Source organism: Persephonella sp., from assembly GCF_027023985.1.
GTDB lineage: Bacteria > Aquificota > Aquificia > Aquificales > Hydrogenothermaceae > Persephonella_A.
On the sequence record NZ_JALVTW010000024.1, the window covers coordinates 1 to 20738 of the forward strand.

Below are 20738 nucleotides of genomic sequence, written 5' to 3' on the forward strand. Positions count from 1 at the left end.
GAATTTGCTGATCAACCTATAACAATGTTATTCGTTTCGCATAACTTACACGAAGTTGAATTGCTATGCGATAGAGTAATTTGGATTGAGAACCATGAAATAAAAATGGATGGGGCTACCGCAGAAGTAATAGAGAAATTTAGGGAGGTAATGTCATAAATGAATAACACTTTATTTGAACTTAATGTAAGTAAAATTAAACCGAATTTTCCAGAATGTTTATATTTTCATAAACAAGATGAAAGCATTTATCTTCACCATAATAAGATCAAAGTAAATAATTTTGAAGAGCATAGTAATGATTTCAAAATAATATTCAATACATTTTTTGGTGCTTTCCCTGTAGAAAATTGGATTAGATATACAGATATAGATAAGATATTTATCGAAATTAATGCTAAAGGGAAATTTGTTGTTAATATATGGGCTGACAATGGTATGGAACCTCCGCAAAGATTAAAATTTTTAGAAATAGAAGAAATAGAAGAAAAAACTATATTCATACCAATAAACCTTAGAGAGTTACCCTTTCAAAGAGGAATAATTTTTCCTGAAATTCGAATTTTAAGTCCTGATTTTGAAATGTCTTTTTTAAGATATTCTACAGAAGAAAATCCTAAGAAGAAAGTTAAACTTGCAATCATAATGCCAACTTTTAAGAGAGAAACATATGTTAAAAGAAATGTAGACTTACTTCAAAAAGAACTTCTATCAGATAAAAATTACGATGTCCATTTATTTGTGATTGACAATGGCCAAACTTTAGAAAAAAAACTTTTAGACAAAGTATCCATAATTCCAAACAAAAATTATGGTGGAGCAGGAGGATTTGGTAGAGGTTTATTAGAAGTTTGGGATAAGGATTTTACCCATATTCTTTTTTCTGATGATGATATAGAATTTGAAGTCGAATCTATAAAAAGAACCATTAATTTCTTCCGTTATTCAAAAGATGATAATGTAGTTATCGGAGGAGGAATGTTTAATCTTAATACTAAACATATTCTTAATGAACAAGGAGGATTTTCCTATTATATGAAATTAATACTTGCCAAACCGAATAGAGACATGTGTAATCAACATAATGTTATCAATTTTACATATCATGAAAAGATAAACTATTTCGGATGGTGGTTTTTTGCTACCTCAAAAGATGTATTCAAGAAATATGGATTTCCATTACCTATATTTTTCAGAGGAGATGACCAAGAATTCGGTATAAGGATTTCTAAAGATACAAATTTTATCTCTCTATTAGGTGTGGGGGTGTGGCATGAAGAATTTTATAAAAAGGATATGCCTTTAACAGATTATTATATTATTAGAAACAATCTTATCTTATCTATGATACATGAGGAAAAAAGTATTACTCTAATCAAAAATTTACTAAGGAGATTTTTAGGTGCACTACTTACGTATAGATATGAAAGAGCAAAATTTATTGTGAAAGGAATGGAAGATTTTCTTAAAGGAGCTTCTTTTATAGAGAAAACGAAGGCAGATGAGTATCATAAAAAACTTATGAATAATCAGAAAAAAAGACCTGTAGATGTTAAAGATATTTTTGTTGAATATAAATTTAATAGACCTCTAAAAAATGGTTTTCTAAAAAAAGTATTTATGGCATTAACATTGAATGGTCATTTATTACCTCCTTTTTTAATCCAGAAAGGCAAAACACCTCATGATGATGGATATGTTATTGAACCTTTACATTCTCATAGGCTTGGAGCCATTTTTAGAAAAGAAACTGTTTTATATTATGAACCCACTACTAATAGAGGTATAGAATATAAAAAGGATAGTTCTTTATTTTTCAGATTATTGTTTAAAGGGCTTGGGAAAATTCTAAAAATTTATATAAATTATGGTGACTTACAAAAGGATTATCAAAAAGTTTTCCCTTATATAACATCAAAAGAATTTTGGGAGAAATACTTAGGAATAAGGAAGTCTTAAATATGAATAACATAGTAAAATTGGTTCCAATTATAGTAACCTATAACAGATTAGAAAAACTTAAGATTGCCGTAAATACCTGGTTGAAGACAGATATTTATAAACTTGTTATAGTAAATAATGCTTCTACCGATGATACAAAATCTTACTTAGAGAAAATATCTAAAGAGAATAACAAATTAGTTGTAATAAATCTTGAAAAAAACACAGGTGGAGCAGGAGGTTTTTATAAAGGAATTGAATACGCCTTCAAAGAAATTGATTTTGATTGGATAGTTTTACAAGATGATGATGCCTATCCGGATGTTGATTCTATAAATTATTTTTTAAATGAAAAGGATCTTTCCACAGCAGATGCTTATATGTCAGCTGTATATTATCCATCTGGTAAAATTTCATTAATGAATATGCCGGGATATTTACCATTTAAAACTTTTAAGCAAAGTTTAAAAACTATGATTCAGGTAGGAAAAGGTTTTCATATAGATAAAAATTTATACTATCTGGAAGAAGAACATATTGTAGATTTTGCTTCTTTTGTAGGACTTTTTATAAAAAAAGAAGTTATAGAAAAAGTAGGTCTTCCTAAAAAAGAATTTTTCATATATGGAGATGACATAGAATATACAGTTCGTATAACAAAATCAGGATTTAAAATTAAATTTGATCCTAAACTTAGATTTTTCCATGATTGTGAAACACTGCACTTTGATAAGAGAAAAATCTATAAACCCTTATGGAAAGCATACTTTACTTATAGAAATGGTATTATTTTGTATAAACAATTAAGTGGTAAATTATTTCCTTTAGTTCTTTTAAATAAAATGCTTATATGGACTTTAAATGGGTTATTTTATTCAAATAAAACAGATTATTATAAGCTTTTGTGGAAATCTATAATTGACGGTATAAAAGAAAATACTCAGGATAATGCTGAAATAATAAATAAGTTTAATAAACTTTAGAATATACCAGGGTTAAAATTTGAAAAAGGATATATTATCTACTTTTCTTTTGGTTATTATAGATATAATAGCTTTCTATATTTCACTTTTTTTAGCTATAATTACCCGGAAACTATTAGTTTATTTACCTTTTGATATTCCTCCGCTTTATTTTTCTTATTCACATTTCTTAAGATTATGGTGGATACCTATAATATTTATATTGTTTATAGCATATGAAAAGCTTTACGTAAAGAGATATCCATTTTGGGATGAAGTAAAAGAATTATTAAAGGCAATAACTATATCTATTGTTGTTATTTTTGCAATAATTTCTTTGGGAAAATTGTCTGATAAAATTTCAAGACTTACTATTATATTGCTTTGGATGTATAGTATCTTTATTTTTCCAGTATTTAGATTAATAGGAAAAAAATTTCTTCATAATCTTGGGATATGGCAGCAAGATTTAATAATAATCGGTGCTAGTGAACCAGGCATAAATGTTGCAGAGGGATTGATAAATGACAAACATATGGGCTATAAAATAGTAGGATTTTTAGATGATTTTAAGAAAAATTTTGTTGAAATTAAAAATAAGAAAATACCTATCTTAGGGAAGATAAAAGAATTTGAAGATATTTCAGAGAGATACAATCTTGGTGGAGTTGTTATAGCAGTCTCTTCTTTAGATAAAGAGAAAGTTACAAAAATTACCAATTATTTTCATCAGAAAGTTAGGAGGGTTTATGTTATTCCTGATATAAAAGGAATAGCTCTTCTAAATAGCGAACTTTATCATCTTTTTATGCAGCAACTTTTTCTTATAAGACTTCATAATAATTTAGGCTCTAAAATAAACCAAATTCTAAAAAGAACTTTTGATATTTTGCTATCTATTTTTTTGCTTCCCTTTTTGTTAATTTTAGTATTGATAATTGCAGTATTAATTAAATTGGATTCTCCAGGTCCTATATTTTTTGTTCAACAAAGAATCGGTAAAGGTGGAAGGACAATAAAGGTTTATAAATTTAGAAGTATGTATATAGATTCTCAAGAAAGGTTAAAAGAGATCTTAGAAAAAGACCCTGAAGCACGAAAAGAATGGGAAACATACTTTAAACTTAAGAATGATCCACGGGTAACAAAAGTTGGGAAATTCTTGAGGAAAACTTCTTTAGATGAATTACCTCAGATTTTTAATGTTTTGAAAGGAGATATGAGTTTTGTTGGTCCACGACCTGTAACAAAGGAAGAAATAGAAAAATATTATAAAGATTATGCTTCCTATTATTATATGGTAAGGCCTGGAATTACAGGATTATGGCAAGTAAGTGGAAGAAGTAATACGGATTATGATTTTAGAGTTACTTTAGATAGTTGGTATGTTTTGAATTGGTCTTTATGGCTTGATATAATAATACTTTTTAAAACTGTGAAAGTTGTATTAAAGAGAGAGGGAGCTTACTAATGAGAATTCTCGTTACTGGTGGGGCTGGATATATAGGAAGTCATGTTGTTAAGCAACTTGGAGAGAAAGGGTATGATGTTTTAACTATAGATAATTTATCAACAGGGCATAAAGAGGCTGTTTTATATGGTAAATTAGAAGTCTTAGATTTATCAGATAAAGAAAAGCTAAAAGAAGTTATCAAAAATTTCTCTCCCGATGCTGTCATGCATTTTGCCGCATCTATTGAAGTTGCTGAGTCTGTTAAAAATCCATTGAAATATTACAGAAATAATACTGCAAACACCTTAAACCTGTTGGAAGTTTTGCAAGAATTTGGAATTAATAAATTTATATTTTCCTCTACTGCAGCTGTTTATGGTGAACCTGAAAATGCCCCTATAAAAGAAACAGAGCCTTTAAATCCAATAAACCCTTATGGAAAATCTAAAGCTTTTGTTGAACATATTTTGAAAGATATGAGCAATGCTTATGGATTTAGATATGTTTCCTTAAGATATTTCAATGTAGCAGGTGCAGACCCAGAAGGAAGAATTGGAGAAAGCCATAATCCAGAAACCCATTTAATTCCACTAATACTTAAAACCGCAAAAGGAGAAAGAAAAAGTATAAAAATTTTTGGAACTGATTACCCTACTCCTGATGGGACAGCTATAAGAGATTATATTCATGTTGAAGATCTCGCAAATGCCCATATTGTTGCTCTTGAGTATTTACTTAACGGTGGAGAGAGTGATGTTTTTAACTGTGGATATGGACATGGATATTCAGTTAGAGAAGTTGTTGAAACTGCTAAAAAAGTTACGGGTATAGACTTTCCAGTGGAAGAAACAGATAGAAGACCTGGAGACCCAGCTGTTTTAGTTGCAGACAATTCGAAGTTAGTCAACAAGTTAGACTGGAAACCAAAATATGATGATATTGAATATATAATTAAAACGGCGTGGAACTGGGAAATAAATAAAAAATACTAAGAAAATTTAACTAATTTAATCCTTTAAGTATTAACGTAGAACAAGTTGTTTCTCTTAAAGAGGTAATCCCATTGAATAAGACAAGTTTACAACAAATTTATATCTTTTTGCTAATATTATCTGCATTTATTTCTATATCTATTTTTGAAGTCTTTGTGGTTATTGGTTTATTATGGGTCATATTTGAAATTTTTAAGAAAAGAAAAGAACTATTCAAGGGAAGTTTTAGATATCCACTTATTATGTATTCAGGAGTTACAGTTATTTCTACTGCCTTATATGCACCTAAAATGTTTACTAAGTCTATAGAAGAAGGAATTTTCCAGCTTTTGTATTTTTTCGATATTAGACCAGATAAAGAACAAATTAAAAAAATAATTTATTTATTTTTAACTATTGGGATAATTCTGTCTTTCGTTATTTTTTATTTTTACTTTACAAAACATAATATTAAACCAATATGGGGCGGTGCTTTTGAAGTAGGCCAGTTTTTTGGAATGTTTTCTTTGATGGCATTTTTTGTATTTGTTTATTATTACAAATTAAAAAGCAAAAAGTTTTTTTTATTCTTTACCCTGTTCTTATTCTTCTTCGCTATTTTAATTTTCGCACATAAAAGGTCTCCTTTACTTGGTTATTTAGTGGTTGCTTATTTATCTATAATTGTTCTTTACAAAAATAAAATGTTCCCTAAAATTTGGTTTTGGGGATTAAATGTTTTGCTTACAGTTTCTCTTATAGGAGGATATATTTATCTATCGAAAACAGATTATAGGTTTAAAACATTTAATGAAATGATAATAGGAAAAAAACCATTTAGTTCAAAAACACTGGATATAGCTGCAAGTGGACGGGTTAGGATTGCAAAAGATGCCATTTTAATAATAAAAGATGATATTAAAAACCACAGATGGATAAATCTCCTTATTGGTCATGGCGTAAGGTCAGGATACTACTTACCTCATGTGTATAGCTGGAAAGAGTTAAAAAGATATGAGTCTATATTTATATTAACAGAATTCATAGAAAAAGGATTAATAGGCTTATTGGCCATATTAGCCATATTCTTTTTGGCTTTTTGGAAATTTTTGGGTATTAAAATTCAAAATGTAGAAGATGTATTGGTTCTTGGTATATTTGTTCCATTGCTTATTCATTTAGTGGGAGTAATATTTACATTCTTCTGGGATGCGTTGCTTCCGATGTATTTGCTTTTGTTTAAGATAGGAGAGATTTATTTTAGTAGGGAGGAAAGATAATGAAATCTATTATACTTGCTGGTGGGAGTGGGACAAGGTTATTTCCTTTATCCCGTAAATATTTTCCCAAGCAGTTTTTGAATATAGCTGATAATAAAAGTCTTTTTCAGAAAACAATAGAGAGGAATCTCAAAGTTACCGGGGAGATGAAAGATATTTTGGTTATAACCAACAAGGATTATAAATTTCATGTGATAAATCAAATCAAAGATATTTTAGGAAAAGATATTAATACAAATGTTTTACTTGAACCCATAGGGAAAAACACTGCACCTGCAATTGCTTTAGCAGTTAGATATTTGCAAGATAAACTTGGAGTTGATGAAAATGAGGTTGTTTTTGTATCCCCTTCTGACCATATAGTATCTCCGACTGAAAAATTCGTAAATTTTGTTAAAAAAGCAGAAGATTTAGCAAAAAATGGTTTTATAGTAACATTTGGCGTAAATCCTACAAAGCCGGAAACCGGTTACGGATATATAGAAGCAGATACATCAAATAAAATTAATAATGCTTATAAAGTTAAACAATTTCATGAAAAGCCAGACCTGGAAACTGCTCAGAAATATATATTGTCAGGCAACTATTACTGGAATAGTGGTATGTTTGCTTTTAGTATAAGAACTATTTTAGATGAGCTTAAAAAATTTTCTCCTGAGATTTATGAACTGATAAATGAAAAAAGCTATGAAGAAGTTTTAGACAATTTTGAAAATATGCCTGATATATCAATAGATTATGCAGTTATGGAAAAGACAGATAAAGCTGTTGTTCTCCCTCTGGAGCTTTTATGGTCAGATGTTGGTTCATGGGATAGTATATACGATGTTATGAACAAAGATGAAAATAAAAATGTCAAAACAGGAAAAGTAATAGATATAGATACAAAAAATTCTTTAATTATAGGAGATGAAAGATTAATTGCTACTATAGGAATTGATGACCTGATAATAGTTGAAACTCCCGATGTGGTTATGATTGCAAAGAAAGGAGAAGGTCAGAAAGTAAAAGAATTGGTAAATAGATTAAAAAATGACAAAGAACTAAAGCATCTTACTGAATTTCATACAACAGTTTATAGACCATGGGGAAGCTATACTGAGTTAGAGAAAGGAGAAAGATATAGAATAAAAAGAATTACCGTTCAACCTGGACAGGCCTTAAGTTTGCAGATGCATTACCATAGAAGTGAACACTGGGTTGTTATTAAAGGAACTGCAAAAGTTATATTGGAAAATGAAGAAGGAGAATTGAAAGAATATTTTGTCCATGAAAACGAAAGTATATATGTTCCTAAAACTACTAAGCACAGACTTATAAATCCGGGTAAAGTTCCCCTTGAGATAATAGAAGTTCAGGTGGGAGAATATGTAGAAGAAGATGATATAGTTAGATTTAATGATGTCTATAAGAGATAATTAACCAATATTTCTTTTTATTAGTAATCAAATACAGTTCATAGAGATCAATTTCATCTTCTTGGTAGTAAACTATATTCTGATTTTCTACAGGAACAGGTTTATTTTTTTCCATAACACCTCGCGGTATTTAGAATGTTAGAGAAAACTATTATAACACTTTAAGATAAGAAATCTTTAAGATGTTTTTTAATCGCAAGGGTTCTCAGCTTTTTCAGTGCCCGTTGTTCCAGTTGTCTGACCCTTTCCCGTGATATACCCAGAATTTCTCCTACTTCTGTTAGGGTTTTTGGTTCTTCTCCTTTTAGACCGAATCTGTATTCTATAATTGCCCTTTCCCTTTCATCAAGAGCATTAAGAAGTTTGTTTAATTCTTTGTGTAAAGATTCTTCAACTATTTCTTTTTCTACGTCTTCTGTTCCTTTTTTTGAAAGCAGGTCTAATAATGTTAAATCCTCTTCTTCTCCGAGAGGTTTGTCAAGGGAATAAGGCATTCTAACAACTTGTAATGCATTTCTGACTTTTTTAGGGGAAGCATCAACCTCTTTTGCAATTTCTTCTATAGTAGGTTCCCTCTTAAGTTTTTCCTTTAGTTTTTCATATGTTTCTTTTACTTTGCTTATAAAAAGTGATTCTTTTACTGGAATTCTGACTGCTCCTGTTTGCTGGAATATGGTCTGCATAATTGCCTGTCTAATCCACCATACAGCATAGGAGATAAATTTAACATCTCTATCAGGGTCAAATCTCTTTGCTGCTTCTATTAGACCAAGATTTCCGGCTGCAATGAGGTCTGTAAGTGGAACACCCCATCCCATAAAGTTTTTGGCTACATTTACAACAAATCTAAGGTTGCCCTCAACTAATTTTTTTAGGGCTTCTTTATCCCCTTTTTTAGCCCTTCTGGCAAGTTCTTTTTCTTCTTCAGGGCTCAAAAGGGGATGTTCTGCCATTTTTTGTATATATAAGTTTAAAGTGGTTTGTTCTTTATCTGAATCAGCCATAATATCCCCTCAATTTTTTTAATACAAGTTAGGAATAGTTATTAATAAATACTATGATTTATCTCAATTATTAAAATTAAGTTTCTTCTTCAGGTATTTCAACTTCTATGCCAAGTTCATCAAGCTGCTCTGGTCTCACATAATCTGGGGCTCCGGTAAGAGGACATATACCCTTTTGGGTTTTTGGGAAGGCTATAACTTCCCTTATACTATCTGAGCCTGTCATGAGGGCAACAAGCCTATCTAAACCGAATGCAAGACCGCCATGTGGAGGTGCACCGTATTTGAGAGCTGTAACTAAGAAACCAAATCTTTCCTCTGCTTCTTCATCTGATATACCGATTAATTCAAATATCTTTTTCTGGACATCCGGTCTATGAATACGGATAGAACCTCCGGCAATTTCTTCTCCGTTTAGAACAAGGTCATAGGCTCTCGATTTAAATGAAAGAGCTATCTCTTTATTCTGAATGGCTTCGTCTAATTTTTCAATATCTTCCTCTTTAGGAGATGTGAATGGGTGGTGAAGGGCAACAAGTCTGTTTTCCTCTTCATCCCATTCAAGTAATGGAAAATCTACTATCCATACAAACTCCCATTTGCCTTCCGGGATAAGGTTCATCTTTTCTGCGATATGTTTTCTTAGGAATCCTAAAACCCTGTGGGTTGTTTCCGGTGTGTCTGCTATAAATACAAGTAAATCCCCGTTTTCAGCTTCCATTATGTTTTTGAGTTTGTTTATCTGCTCATCTGTGAAGAATTTTACAATTGGAGATTGTAAAGAACCGTCTTCATTTATTTTTATCCATGCCATTCCTTTTGCGCCAAATTTTTGGGCATATTCTGTAAGCTCGTCTATCTCTTTTCTGGAAAGTTTTGCACCACCTTTGATATTAATTCCTTTTACAAGCCCGCCGCTCTGGGCAACTGTTCTGAATACTTTAAATTCAACTTCTTTCGCTAATTCTGTTAAATCTTTTAGTTCAAGTCTATACCTAAGGTCAGGTTTGTCTGTTCCATATTTATTTATAGCTTCTTCATAGCTCATCCTTCTGATAGGTAGTTTAACTTCTATTCCAAGAAGTTTTTTAAATAAAAAGTGAACCAGACCTTCTGTCAGGGTCATTACATCTTCTTCTGTAACAAAGGACATCTCATAGTCTATCTGGGTAAATTCTGGCTGTCTGTCTTTTCTCAGGTCTTCATCCCTGAAGCATTTTACTATTTGAAAGTATCTTTCAATACCTGCAACCATTAATATTTGTTTAAAAAGCTGTGGAGACTGGGGAAGTGCATAAAATTTGCCGTGTTCAAGTCTGGAAGGAACAAGAAAATCCCTTGCTCCTTCAGGAGTTGATTTGGTAAGCATTGGAGTTTCAACTTCCATAAATCCATGTCCAACCAGATATTCCCTTGTTGCCTGATAGACCTCATGCCTGAGCATGAGTTTTTTTAGCATTTCAGGTCTTCTAAGATCTAAATATCTGTATTTAAGCCTTACTTCTTCATGAACATTAATGTTGTCTTCTATTGGGAATGGTAATATATCGCAGGTGTTTAGTATCCTTAGTTCTTCTACTGCAACTTCTATTGTTCCTGTGGATATTTTAGGGTTTTCTGTGCCGGCAGGTCTTCTGTTTACTCTACCTCTAACGGCAAGAACATATTCAGACCTTACTTTTTTTGCCTTTTCATAGGCTTCTTTGGGACTTTTTGAAGGGTCTATTACAATCTGGACTATACCTTCTTTGTCCCTGAGATTTATAAAGATAACTCCTCCGTGGTCTCTAACGCTATCAGCCCATCCAAGAAGTCTGACTTCATCTCCTATATTATTTTCTGTAAGTTCACCGCAAAAATAATCCCTTTTAAAATCACCAAGCTGGTCTAACATTTACTTCCTCTCTTTATTATTTTTATTAAGAATAATTATTATACCACTGGCGGTTATGCCAGTTTTTCGTTTAGGTTTTGAACTGTCCAGCAGAATGCTGCGTGAGACCATGTGAGGGGCATAACTGATAGGGGTTCCCCTGAGAGAGGGTTGTATTGCTCTGCCAGTAATCCTGCAGGAGATTGTCTTTCCACAGTCCATTCTATTAATTCAAGTGCTTCTTCCACCTGATTCATCGCAAGTAGCCAGTCTGCATACCACATTGTTGTTATTATCCATGGATTTCCCGGGTAATTTGCATCTATTCTGTGATATTGGTCTCCTTCAAATCTGGCAATACCACCTATGCCAATATTTACCCAGAGTTTTTCCTTTATGGCGCTGAATGTATTTATTACTCTGTAATCTGTGGGTGGAAGCATACCTGTAAAATAAACGGCTGCAAGGGATGCATCAACGGTTGTGTCATATATCTTATTCCCATTTTTATCTGTGGTTATCATTTTTATGAATCTATTTAATTTATAGTCATACATATTTTTTAGAGTCGCTTCTTTTACCTTTCTGGCAGCTTTTTCATATTTTTGGGCTTCTTCTATGTTTCCTGTTAAATGGGCAAGTTTTGAGGCGGAGTTCAAACCTGCGTAAACAGTGGCACAGGTATATGTAAGAATTCCACGTCTTTCTTCCCATGGGTCGTAGCTTTCCCTTGGTAAACCTTCTTCGTTTGTGTATTCAATCATAAACTCTGCTGCTGGTCTAACCAGCTTATTGTAGATTCTGTCTATAAACTCAATATCTTTTGTGATTTTGTAATGATGATAAAGTGCCCATATGGTAAGTGCTGTTTCATCCTCCTGAATAGGTAATTGTGGAGCACCGTTTTCATCAATCCATGGATGCCATGAAGAACCAAATGAACCATCAGGAAGATATTTTTGTAAGAAATAACCTTTTTTTGTTATTGTTCTGGCGGCAAACTCAAAAAATTTTTTTGTTGGACTTCCGTAACCTGCTCTATCCATTGCCATTACGATAAATGCATTGTCCCGTGGCCATGAATAGCTGTAATGGTCTTTATTAAAGCGATTAAATATACTGGAATCTGAAGAAGCTATTATTGCTCCATTTCTGTCCATATGGGCTTTTATAATGTGTAGACTCTGGTTGTAGAGTTTCTGGATTTTTGAGTTCATGGAGATTTTCAGGGGCTTTTTCTCATTTAGCCATGCCTTGTGGAATATTTCTGTTTCTTCAATGATATGTTCAATGGTATCTGTTAAAATTCTGTTTTGTTTTTCTTCTAGGTCATCAAAGTTATGACCTGCAATTATGTAATAGTAAAATGTATGATTATCTTTTAGCTCAAATTCATAAGCAATAGCAGTATCTATATCACCTCTGGCTATTGGATTTTTATCCAGTTTTCCTTTTTTTATCTGATTTAGTGATGAATTATTTTTGTGTGAAATTGTGTATTCTGTGATTTCAGGAAAAATGCCAGTTAACAGATATGTTTTTTCTCTGTAATGCACTAAACCTTTAAGAACCGGATGATAAAGGGCTGTGTTGCCGATAGGAGTCTCGTATAGCTGGAAATCATGATAAAAGTAAAATTTTAATTTTTTTAGAATTCCTTCTAAGTTTTCTACATTTATTTTTCTGATAAAAATAGGGAGATATTTATGGATTACATCATTTATCGTTATTTTTATGGGATGTTCCGTATTTACAGCCTCAATATCTGTAATCAGTGTGTTTTCTTTGTAAGAAAATTTAATCTTAAATTTATCCATAGAAAGTAGTTTTCCGTTTACTTCTACAAATATATGGTTTTTATTACCGCCTGAATGGTTATACTGACCAATATACGGAAAATATAAATCTCTTATGGATAAATATTTATCAATATTTACAAAAAAATAACCATTTGAAAGAACTGCTTCCCTATACATCTTATCCGCCGCTGACAGGTGGAATTATTGCCACAGTATCTCCTTCTTTAAGTTCTTGTTCTGTGGAAGCATATTCTTCATTGACGGCAAACATTGAATTTTTAAGAGAATCTTTTATCTGTGGATACTTTTCAGATAAAAGTTTTATAAGGTCGTAGACAGTGGAATTTTCTGCCATTTCTATATTTTCAGAAGACATACCTATTTTATCTTTTATAGAGGAAAAGTATAAAACCTTAATCCTCAAATTTAATCTCCCATTCTGTGATTAGATGTGAACCTCTTAAAAAATGGGCTCTTAGTTTAAGTTTAACTACCTCATCAAATGAATGAAAACCTTCTCCACCAACAAGGGTTGGTGTATCAGAACCGCCTACTATGAATGGAATATGTATTAACCTAACTTCGTCAACAAGTCCCAGTCTAATAAGATTCCAGTTTAAAGTTGAACCTCCTTCAACCATAAGTGATTTTATTCCTTTTTGATAAAGCTGGTTCATCATTTCTACAAGGTCTACACTATCTTCACCTACCACCAGAACTTCTGCTTTTTCTCTTATGGCGTCTATCTTCTCTTGTGGAGCTTTTTTAGAAGTAACTATTATTGTTGGTGCATCTTTTTTTAGTATATTGGCATCAAGGGGTATATCTGCTCTTGAAGTGGGAACAATTCTGGTTGGGTTTTTACCTTCAACATATCTAACCGTTAGATATGGGTTGTCCGTTCTTATTGTTTCCGCTCCTACCATTATTCCATCAACTTTTGCCCTAAGTTCATGTAGATATCTGTTAGCTTCCTCATCCATAAATTGCATAATTTCTTTTGAAGACCTTCCTTTTCTAAGGGTAAGTTTTCCATCAACTGTCACTTCAGAAACTATTATTGTATAAGGTCTTGGCATCCTTTTCCCCTTTAGTCATAATCTTTGTTGTATTTTATATAGAGATAAATAATCCGCTGTGCTAAGGAAAGTGTCATTAGGGCTGTGATTATTTTGAACCCTGTTTCCAGTCCTCCGAACAGATGAAAATGTTCAAGTATAGAGAAAATAATTATAGATATTAGGGTTTCCGGTCTTCCAAAAAAGCCTATTCCTTCAAGGGGGTCATCAATTTTACCTTTTTGTCTATTTGCAAATCCTATTTCTGCATAGGCAACAGGTTTTATAAATGTGTGGAGCATATTAACGACTATAGCAAGTGCAGTAAGCACAGGGGTTGAATATGTTATTCCAATAAAAAATAACACAAATCCATCAACGAATTTATCTGCCAGCCAGTCGAATACAGCACCAAATTTTGAAGATTTTTCTGTTCCCCTTGCTACAATGCCGTCCATAAGGTCAAAAAATCCACTTAAAAATAGGAAAAAGGCAGCAGTTAAAGGCTTTTCTTTGTAATAGGAAAATGCTGCCAATAAACCCATAGCTATAGATATCAGGGTAATAACATTTGGAGTAATATGTGCCTTTATAAAAATGAGCCCGAAGGGCTCATAAAGTTTTTTTAAAGATTTTCTTTTTGATGTTAAATTCATTGTTTTACCTTCTTACAGACCTTTACCTTCCAGCCATGGCATCATTTTTCTAAGTTCTTTGCCAACTTCCTCTACAGGATGTTTTTCGTCTTTTTGAACCATAGCATTAAAGTGTGGTCTGTTCGCAACATTTTCAAGTATCCATTCTTTAGCAAATTCGCCTCTCTGGATTTCCTCAAGGATTTTCTGGTGTATTGGTTTTACAGCTTTGTAAATTCTATCTCCTCTTGTTACATCTCCGTATCTTGCTGTATCAGAAATTGAGTATCTCATTCCTGAAATTCCATACTGGTAAATAAGATCAACAATCAGTTTAAGTTCGTGGAGACATTCAAAATAAGCAACTTCCGGTTGATAACCGGCTTCCACGAGTGTTTCAAATCCAGCCTTTATTAATGCTGTCGCACCACCACAAAGAACGGCCTGTTCACCAAATAGGTCTGTTTCTGTTTCTTCTGCAAATGTTGTTTCTATAAGTCCTGCCCTTGTGCAACCGATTCCTTTTGCATAAGCAAGGGCTATATCTTTTGCTTTTCCTGTAAAGTCCTGATGAACTGCTACCAGTCCCGGAACTCCTTTTCCTTCTTCATACTGCCATCTAACAAGGTGTCCTGGTCCTTTCGGTGCCACAAGGAATACATCTACATAGTCCGGTGGAACAATCTGTCCAAAATGGATATTAAATCCATGGGCAAAAGCAAGTGCATTACCTTCGTCGAGATTTGGCAATATTGCTGTTTTGTAAACTTCAGGCTGGATTGTATCAGGGATAAGCATCATTATTACATCAGCTTTTTTAGCCGCCTCATCTGGAATAAGAACTTCAAATCCTTCTGCTTTGGCTCTTTCTGCAGATTTACTACCTGAATAAAGACCAATAACAACATTAATTCCACTATCTCTAAGGTTTAATGCATGTGCGTGTCCTTGACTACCGTATCCAATTATTGCAACTGTTTTGTCCTTTAATACCTCAAGAGATGCATCTTCATCGTAATAAATTTTTGCCATCTTAACCTCCTGCTATGTTTAACTTAATTTAACATATTACACTATTCATTTTTTATAATCAAAATGCCTTTTATTCTATAGCCTTTTAGCAGGTATTCCATAAGTTTGGCTGCCTGTTTATTATCTAAAAGTGCCGTGTCTATATTTATTATAACTTTGTTAAAATTAAGTGTAGGCTCTGTTGATGATGGAATTACCTTTTTGTAATCAACAATTGTATCTCCATTATGGGAAACCACTTTTATTTCTTCCCCGTAATTATCTGATGGTGTTATAAGTTGTAAATTTACTTTTTTTACAGGGATTTCCTTTTTGGGATGTAAAAAATTAATTTTTTGGGGAAGTAGGAAAATTACTTTATCTGCAAGCTGTTCTCCATTCTCTGCTGATATGCAAACTATATGGGCAAGTTTTTGGTCTTTAAAAATATCAATACATAAATTATAGCTACCTGCGATAGAAGATATATAAGGCCTTATTATATATTTGGCTTTTTTATCTGGACTGTATTTTTGAACCCCATCAAAATTTTTTATAAAAAAATCAAGAAATACTTTTTTGTAATTATCAGGTAAATTCCTTATCACCGGTGTTTTGATAGCTATTTCTTGTCCATAGGAGTAAAAAACTAACACAAAAAACAAAAGAAAAACTTTTTTCATTACTCTATTTTGTGTTCCTGTAATTCCTCTTTAGCAGATTCCCTTGTTAATGCAAGAATTCCTGTTCTTGCAATATCTTTAAGGCCAAATGGTCTAAGAAGATTTATGAATGCTTCTATTTTGTCTGATGTTCCTGTTATTTCAATTGTATATGTATCGGTTGATACATCAACAACTTTTGCCCTAAATATATTAACAAGTCTCATTATTTCGTCTCTTGCCGTTGCTTCACCGGCATGGACTTTTATTAAGGTTAATTCTCTTTCTATATGAGGAGCATCTGTTATATCTCTTACTCTAAGTGTTTCAACAAGTTTTCTCAATTGTTTTATTATTTGCTCAACTACCCTTTCACTTCCTTCTACTACTATTGTTATTCTGGCTACGTTTGGTTCGTGGGTTTTACCTACTGTGAGGCTTTCTATGTTATATCCTCTGCCTGCAAAGAGGCTTGTTATCCTTGTTAAAACTCCAAAGTTATGCTGGGCTCTAACAACTATTATATGTTTTCTTATTTCACTTTTAGGTTGTGGTCTGAGTTTTATTGTTTTAATCTCTTCTGACATTTCCCGCTCCTTTATCCTACTAAATACATTGTTTCAGCTTCACCTTTTTGTTTAGGTGTAAGTATCATCTCTCTATAGCTTTTTCCTGCAGGAACCATAGGTAAAACGTTTTCTTCTCTATCAACAACAAAGTCCATTATTACAGGTCTATCATTTATTTCCATTGCTTTTTGGAGAACTTCCCTTACTTCTGATGGTTTTGTAGCCCTTAATCCCACTGCTCCCATTGCTTCTGCAAGTTTAACAAAGTCAGGATGAACCGCCAGACATACAGAAGAGTATCTGCTGTCATAGAAAAATTGCTGCCATTGTCGGACCATACCTAAAAATTCATTGTTTATTATTGCTATTTTTATAGGAATTCTATACTGAACAGCTGTTATAACATCCTGCATGTTCATAACAAATGAGCCGTCTCCTTCTATGGCAAAAACTGTTTTGTCCGGTCTTCCAAGTTTTGCACCTACTGCTGCAGGAAATCCATATCCCATTGTTCCAAGACCACCTGAATTAAGGAACTGTCTCGGATATCTGTATTTATAGAACATAGCAGCCCACATCTGGTGTTGACCAACACCGGCAGAAATAATAGCTTCCCCGTTGGTTATGTTGTAGATTTCTTCTATTACATATTGGGGTTTAATAATCTTATCTGATTTTTGGTATGTTAATGGATGTTTTTCTTTCCATTTTTCAATCTGTTTAAGCCAGCTTTCTCTAGCTTTTACCCATTCTATTGGTTTTTTCTTCAGTTCTTTTAGGAGTTTTTGGAGAACATTTTTTACATCTCCAACAATTGGAACATCAACATGAATATTTTTACTTATAGAGGCAGGGTCTATGTCTATATGAATTATTTTTGCTTCAGGAGCAAATTCATCTATTTTTCCTGTTACTCTATCATCAAATCTTGCTCCCACGGCAATAAGTAAATCTGCATTATAAACTGCCATATTGGCATAGTATGTTCCGTGCATACCCAGCATGTGGAGGGCTAATGGATGGGTTTCATCAAATGCACCTTTTCCCATATTTGTTGTGGTAACAGGAATTCTGGTAAGTTCTGCCAGTTCTCTAAGTTCTTCTGAGGCATTTCCGATTATTACTCCACCACCGACGTATAAAACCGGTCTTTTTGCTTTTCTAATTAGCTCTGCTGCCTTTTTAATTTGAACCGGATTCCCCTCATAGTGTGGTTTATAGCCTGGTAAGGCATCTTCAACATCTTTTATAGTTGGCATTTTGTAGTCGTATTCCTGCTGGGTTATATCCTTTGGAATATCAACCAGAACAGGTCCTGGTCTTCCTGTCCTTGCAAGGTAAAATGCTTCTCTGAGGATAAGTGCAAGGTCTTTTATATCTGTAACAAGAAAATTATGTTTAGTTATTGGTCTTGTGATACCTACAACATCGGCTTCTTGAAAGGCATCTGTTCCGATATAATTTCTCGGAACCTGACCTGTAATTGCAACCATTGGAACAGAGTCCATATGAGCTGTTGCAAGGCCTGTTACAAGGTTAGTTGCACCGGGACCTGAAGTTGCAAGGACTACACCTACTTTTCCTGTTGCCCTTGCATAACCATCGGCCATATGTGCTGCAGCCTGTTCGTGTCTTGCGAGGATATTTTTTAAAGGTGCACCGTATAATGCATCATAGACTTCCATTATTGCACCACCGGGAAGTCCGAAGACGGTATCTACACCTTCTTCAAGAAGAACATCTATAACAATATCAGCGCCTCTTTTCTTTGGCATGTTGTTATCTCCTAATGGTTTATAAAAGATTGTATATTATTATAAGCCTTATTTCTGTATTTGTATAATAATAATCATAATTTTAAGAGGTTTTAGAATTCTTTTTTTCTTCCTTTGATAATTTTAGGTAGGCTTCTTTGGCTGCCATTGTTTCAGCTTCTTTTTTAGATTTTCCTTTTCCTGTTGTTTTTAGTTCTTCTATTCTGCACTCCACTGTGAAAATTTTGTCATGTTCCGGGCCTACAGCTGAGATGGTTTTGTATCTTGGGGGTTTACCGAAGATTTTCTGGGTGAGTATTTGAAGTAAGGATTTATAATCACGGGGAATATTTCCGGATTTTATATCCTGTATTAGTTTTTCTTTAAAGAATTTGTTAAATATTTCCCGGGGAATATCAATTTTATAATCGGCGTCTACGTATATTGCTCCAAATACGCTTTCAAAGACATCACACAAAAGGGATTCCCTTTCCATACCTTTCTGAGCTATTTCTCCTTTACTGAGAAGAACCAATTCTCCAAGACCTAAAATGCGGGCAAGTTTTGATAAATACGCCTCGCTAATTACAGCAGACCTGATTTGTGATAACTCTCCTTCCCGTGCTTTGGGGAAAGTTTTCATTAGTATTTCACTGACGATTAATGCGAGAACAGCATCTCCCAAAAACTCAAGAACTTCGTAATCTGGAATTTCACGATGATACTCAACTGCATATGAGCGATGGGTAAGAGCTGTTAAAGGCAGAGATTTATCTTTAAATGTGTAACCTAATATTTTTTCTAATTTTTTAACTCTATCTATAAACTCTTTTTCAAGTTTAATGCTCATAAGCTTTAAATGCTAAACAGGCGTTTGTGCCTCCAAATCCAAAAGAATTTGATATAGCAGCTTTTACTTGCTTTTCAACTGCTTCGTTTGGTGTATAATCAAGGTCACAGTCCGGGTCTGGGTGTTCGTAGTTTATTGTTGGTGGGATTATTCCTGTTTCAATAGTTTTTACTGTTGCAACTGCTTCAACTGCTCCTGCAGCTCCAAGAAGGTGACCTATCATTGATTTTATAGAACTAATTTTTACTTTGTAAGCATGGTCTCCAAATACTTTTTTAATCCCAAGGGTTTCAACTTTGTCATTGAGAGGTGTTGATGTTCCGTGTGCATTTATATAATCAATTTCATCCGGGTTTAGTCTGGCATCATTTAATGCCATTTCCATAACTCTGACAGCTCCATCAGCATCTGAACATGGGGCTGTTATATGGTGTGCATCCCCTGTCATACCGTATCCAACTATTTCTGCATAGATCTTGGCGCCTCTTTTAAGGGCATGTTCAAGCTCTTCCAGAACAAGTATTCCTGCTCCTTCTCCCATAACAAAGCCATCTCTTTCTGCATCAAAAGGTCTTGATGCTTTTTGTGGCTCATCATTTCTTGTAGAAAGGGCTTTCATATTTGCAAAGCCGGCTATTCCCAGTGGTGTTATTGCAGACTCTGTTCCACCTGCAATCATAATATCTGCATCACCACGCTGTATAATTTTGAACGCATCTCCTATTGAGTGGGTTCCTGTTGCACAAGCTGTAACCACACAGGAGTTAGGACCTTTAAAGCCAAATTCTATGGAGATATACCCAGAAGCCATATTGGAAATACCAGAAGGGATAAAGAAAGGAGAAACCCTTCTGGCACCTTTTTCTAATAATAAAGTTTGTTGTTCTTCAATATCCCTCAGGCCGCCGATACCTGTTCCAACTATAACACCTGCCCTTGTTGGATCTATTTTGTCAACTTCAAGTCCTGAATCTGCTATAGCTTCTTTTGCAGCAACCATAGCAAACTTAACAAAATCACTCATCCTTTTGGCATCTTTAGGATTTAAATACTTTTTAGGGTCAAAATCTTTTACCTCACCTGCAATAACGACAGGTAAATTATAGGAGTAAGGGTCAAAACGTTTAATAACGTCTATACCGCTTACTCCGTTAATAAGATTTTCCCATGTTTCTTGGACATTATGTCCTACAGGTGTTATAGCTCCGATACCGGTAACGACGACCCTTCTCATCGCTTAATTACGCTCCTTTTTTCTCTTTGATGTAGTTGATTACATCACCAACAGTTTGTATTTTTTCTGCATCTTCGTCTGGGATTTCAACATCAAATTCTTCTTCAAATGCCATAATAAGCTCAACAACGTCAAGGGAATCAGCGCCAAGGTCATCAACAAATTTTGACTCAGGTTTTATCTGGTCAACGTCAATTCCCAGCTGGTCTGCAATGATTTCTTTAATTCTTTCTTCCATTCTTTTATAACCTCCAAAAATTTTAT

Annotated in this window: 19 protein-coding genes; 6 read left to right on the forward strand and 13 right to left on the reverse strand. The window is 33.4% G+C overall.

Features of this window, described 5'->3' with window-relative positions; translation table 11 throughout:
* Positions 1–159 precede the first annotated feature (159 nt).
* From MVE07_RS05940 to MVE07_RS05965, 6 genes are all read left to right on the forward strand, one after another.
* The gene (locus MVE07_RS05940; protein WP_297455322.1) at positions 160–1959 is read left to right on the forward strand and encodes a glycosyltransferase; all 1800 of its coding nucleotides are present in this window, start codon (positions 160–162) and stop codon (positions 1957–1959) included.
* A gap of 2 nt (positions 1960–1961) precedes the next feature.
* Positions 1962–2924 carry a glycosyltransferase gene (locus tag MVE07_RS05945; RefSeq protein ID WP_297455323.1) on the forward strand — a complete coding sequence of 321 codons (963 nt, stop codon included), beginning with the start codon at positions 1962–1964 and terminating at the stop codon, positions 2922–2924.
* Positions 2925–2943: 19 nt separating this feature from the next.
* Positions 2944–4374, forward strand: coding sequence for an undecaprenyl-phosphate galactose phosphotransferase WbaP (wbaP, locus tag MVE07_RS05950; protein WP_297455324.1), 1431 nt, complete (start codon positions 2944–2946; stop codon positions 4372–4374).
* Positions 4374–5348 (forward strand): UDP-glucose 4-epimerase GalE, encoded by a 975-nt coding sequence (galE, locus tag MVE07_RS05955; protein ID WP_297455326.1) that lies wholly within the window; start codon positions 4374–4376, stop codon positions 5346–5348. The genes wbaP and galE overlap by 1 nt, the downstream gene beginning before the upstream one ends.
* 71 nt (positions 5349–5419) lie before the next feature.
* On the forward strand, positions 5420–6607 hold the full coding sequence (locus MVE07_RS05960; protein ID WP_297455329.1) for an O-antigen ligase family protein: 1188 nt from the start codon (positions 5420–5422) through the stop codon (positions 6605–6607).
* Positions 6607–8025, forward strand: coding sequence for a mannose-1-phosphate guanylyltransferase/mannose-6-phosphate isomerase (locus tag MVE07_RS05965; protein ID WP_297455332.1), 1419 nt, complete (start codon positions 6607–6609; stop codon positions 8023–8025). Before MVE07_RS05960 ends, MVE07_RS05965 begins: the two co-directional genes overlap by 1 nt.
* 161 nt (positions 8026–8186) lie before the next feature.
* Here MVE07_RS05965 and MVE07_RS05970 read toward each other — a convergent pair whose 3' ends face one another.
* From MVE07_RS05970 to acpP, 13 genes are all read right to left on the reverse strand, one after another.
* Positions 8187–9029, reverse strand: a complete 843-nt coding sequence (locus MVE07_RS05970; RefSeq protein WP_297455335.1) for an RNA polymerase sigma factor RpoD/SigA — start codon at positions 9027–9029, stop codon at positions 8187–8189.
* Positions 9030–9105: 76 nt separating this feature from the next.
* Positions 9106–10923 (reverse strand): aspartate--tRNA ligase, encoded by a 1818-nt coding sequence (aspS, locus tag MVE07_RS05975; protein ID WP_297455337.1) that lies wholly within the window; start codon positions 10921–10923, stop codon positions 9106–9108.
* A gap of 53 nt (positions 10924–10976) precedes the next feature.
* Complete coding sequence (locus MVE07_RS05980; protein ID WP_297455339.1) at positions 10977–12878, reverse strand: glycoside hydrolase family 15 protein; 1902 nt, start codon at positions 12876–12878, stop codon at positions 10977–10979.
* Position 12879: 1 nt separating this feature from the next.
* On the reverse strand, positions 12880–13125 hold the full coding sequence (gene moaD, locus MVE07_RS05985) for a molybdopterin converting factor subunit 1 (RefSeq protein WP_297455340.1): 246 nt from the start codon (positions 13123–13125) through the stop codon (positions 12880–12882).
* Positions 13115–13780 carry a 2,5-diamino-6-(ribosylamino)-4(3H)-pyrimidinone 5'-phosphate reductase gene (locus MVE07_RS05990; RefSeq protein ID WP_297455342.1) on the reverse strand — a complete coding sequence of 222 codons (666 nt, stop codon included), beginning with the start codon at positions 13778–13780 and terminating at the stop codon, positions 13115–13117. Before MVE07_RS05990 ends, moaD begins: the two co-directional genes overlap by 11 nt.
* Before the next feature lie 11 nt (positions 13781–13791).
* Entirely contained in the window at positions 13792–14415 is a 624-nt protein-coding gene (locus MVE07_RS05995) for a CDP-alcohol phosphatidyltransferase family protein (protein WP_297455345.1), read from the reverse strand.
* A gap of 12 nt (positions 14416–14427) precedes the next feature.
* Positions 14428–15426 (reverse strand): ketol-acid reductoisomerase, encoded by a 999-nt coding sequence (ilvC, locus tag MVE07_RS06000; RefSeq protein WP_297455347.1) that lies wholly within the window; start codon positions 15424–15426, stop codon positions 14428–14430.
* A gap of 41 nt (positions 15427–15467) precedes the next feature.
* Positions 15468–16088 (reverse strand): hypothetical protein, encoded by a 621-nt coding sequence (locus MVE07_RS06005; protein WP_297455349.1) that lies wholly within the window; start codon positions 16086–16088, stop codon positions 15468–15470.
* Entirely contained in the window at positions 16088–16654 is a 567-nt protein-coding gene (ilvN, locus tag MVE07_RS06010; RefSeq protein WP_297455350.1) for an acetolactate synthase small subunit, read from the reverse strand. The genes MVE07_RS06005 and ilvN overlap by 1 nt, the downstream gene beginning before the upstream one ends.
* 11 nt (positions 16655–16665) lie before the next feature.
* A complete protein-coding gene (ilvB, locus tag MVE07_RS06015) occupies positions 16666–18411 on the reverse strand; it encodes a biosynthetic-type acetolactate synthase large subunit (protein WP_297455352.1) in 1746 nt (581 codons plus the stop codon).
* Positions 18412–18493: 82 nt separating this feature from the next.
* Positions 18494–19240, reverse strand: a complete 747-nt coding sequence (gene rnc / locus MVE07_RS06020) for a ribonuclease III (protein ID WP_297455354.1) — start codon at positions 19238–19240, stop codon at positions 18494–18496.
* Positions 19230–20474 (reverse strand): beta-ketoacyl-ACP synthase II, encoded by a 1245-nt coding sequence (gene fabF / locus MVE07_RS06025; RefSeq protein ID WP_297455356.1) that lies wholly within the window; start codon positions 20472–20474, stop codon positions 19230–19232. The genes rnc and fabF overlap by 11 nt, the downstream gene beginning before the upstream one ends.
* 7 nt (positions 20475–20481) lie before the next feature.
* The gene (gene acpP / locus MVE07_RS06030; RefSeq protein WP_029520565.1) at positions 20482–20712 is read right to left on the reverse strand and encodes an acyl carrier protein; all 231 of its coding nucleotides are present in this window, start codon (positions 20710–20712) and stop codon (positions 20482–20484) included.
* Between the last annotated feature and the right edge of the window lie 26 nt (positions 20713–20738).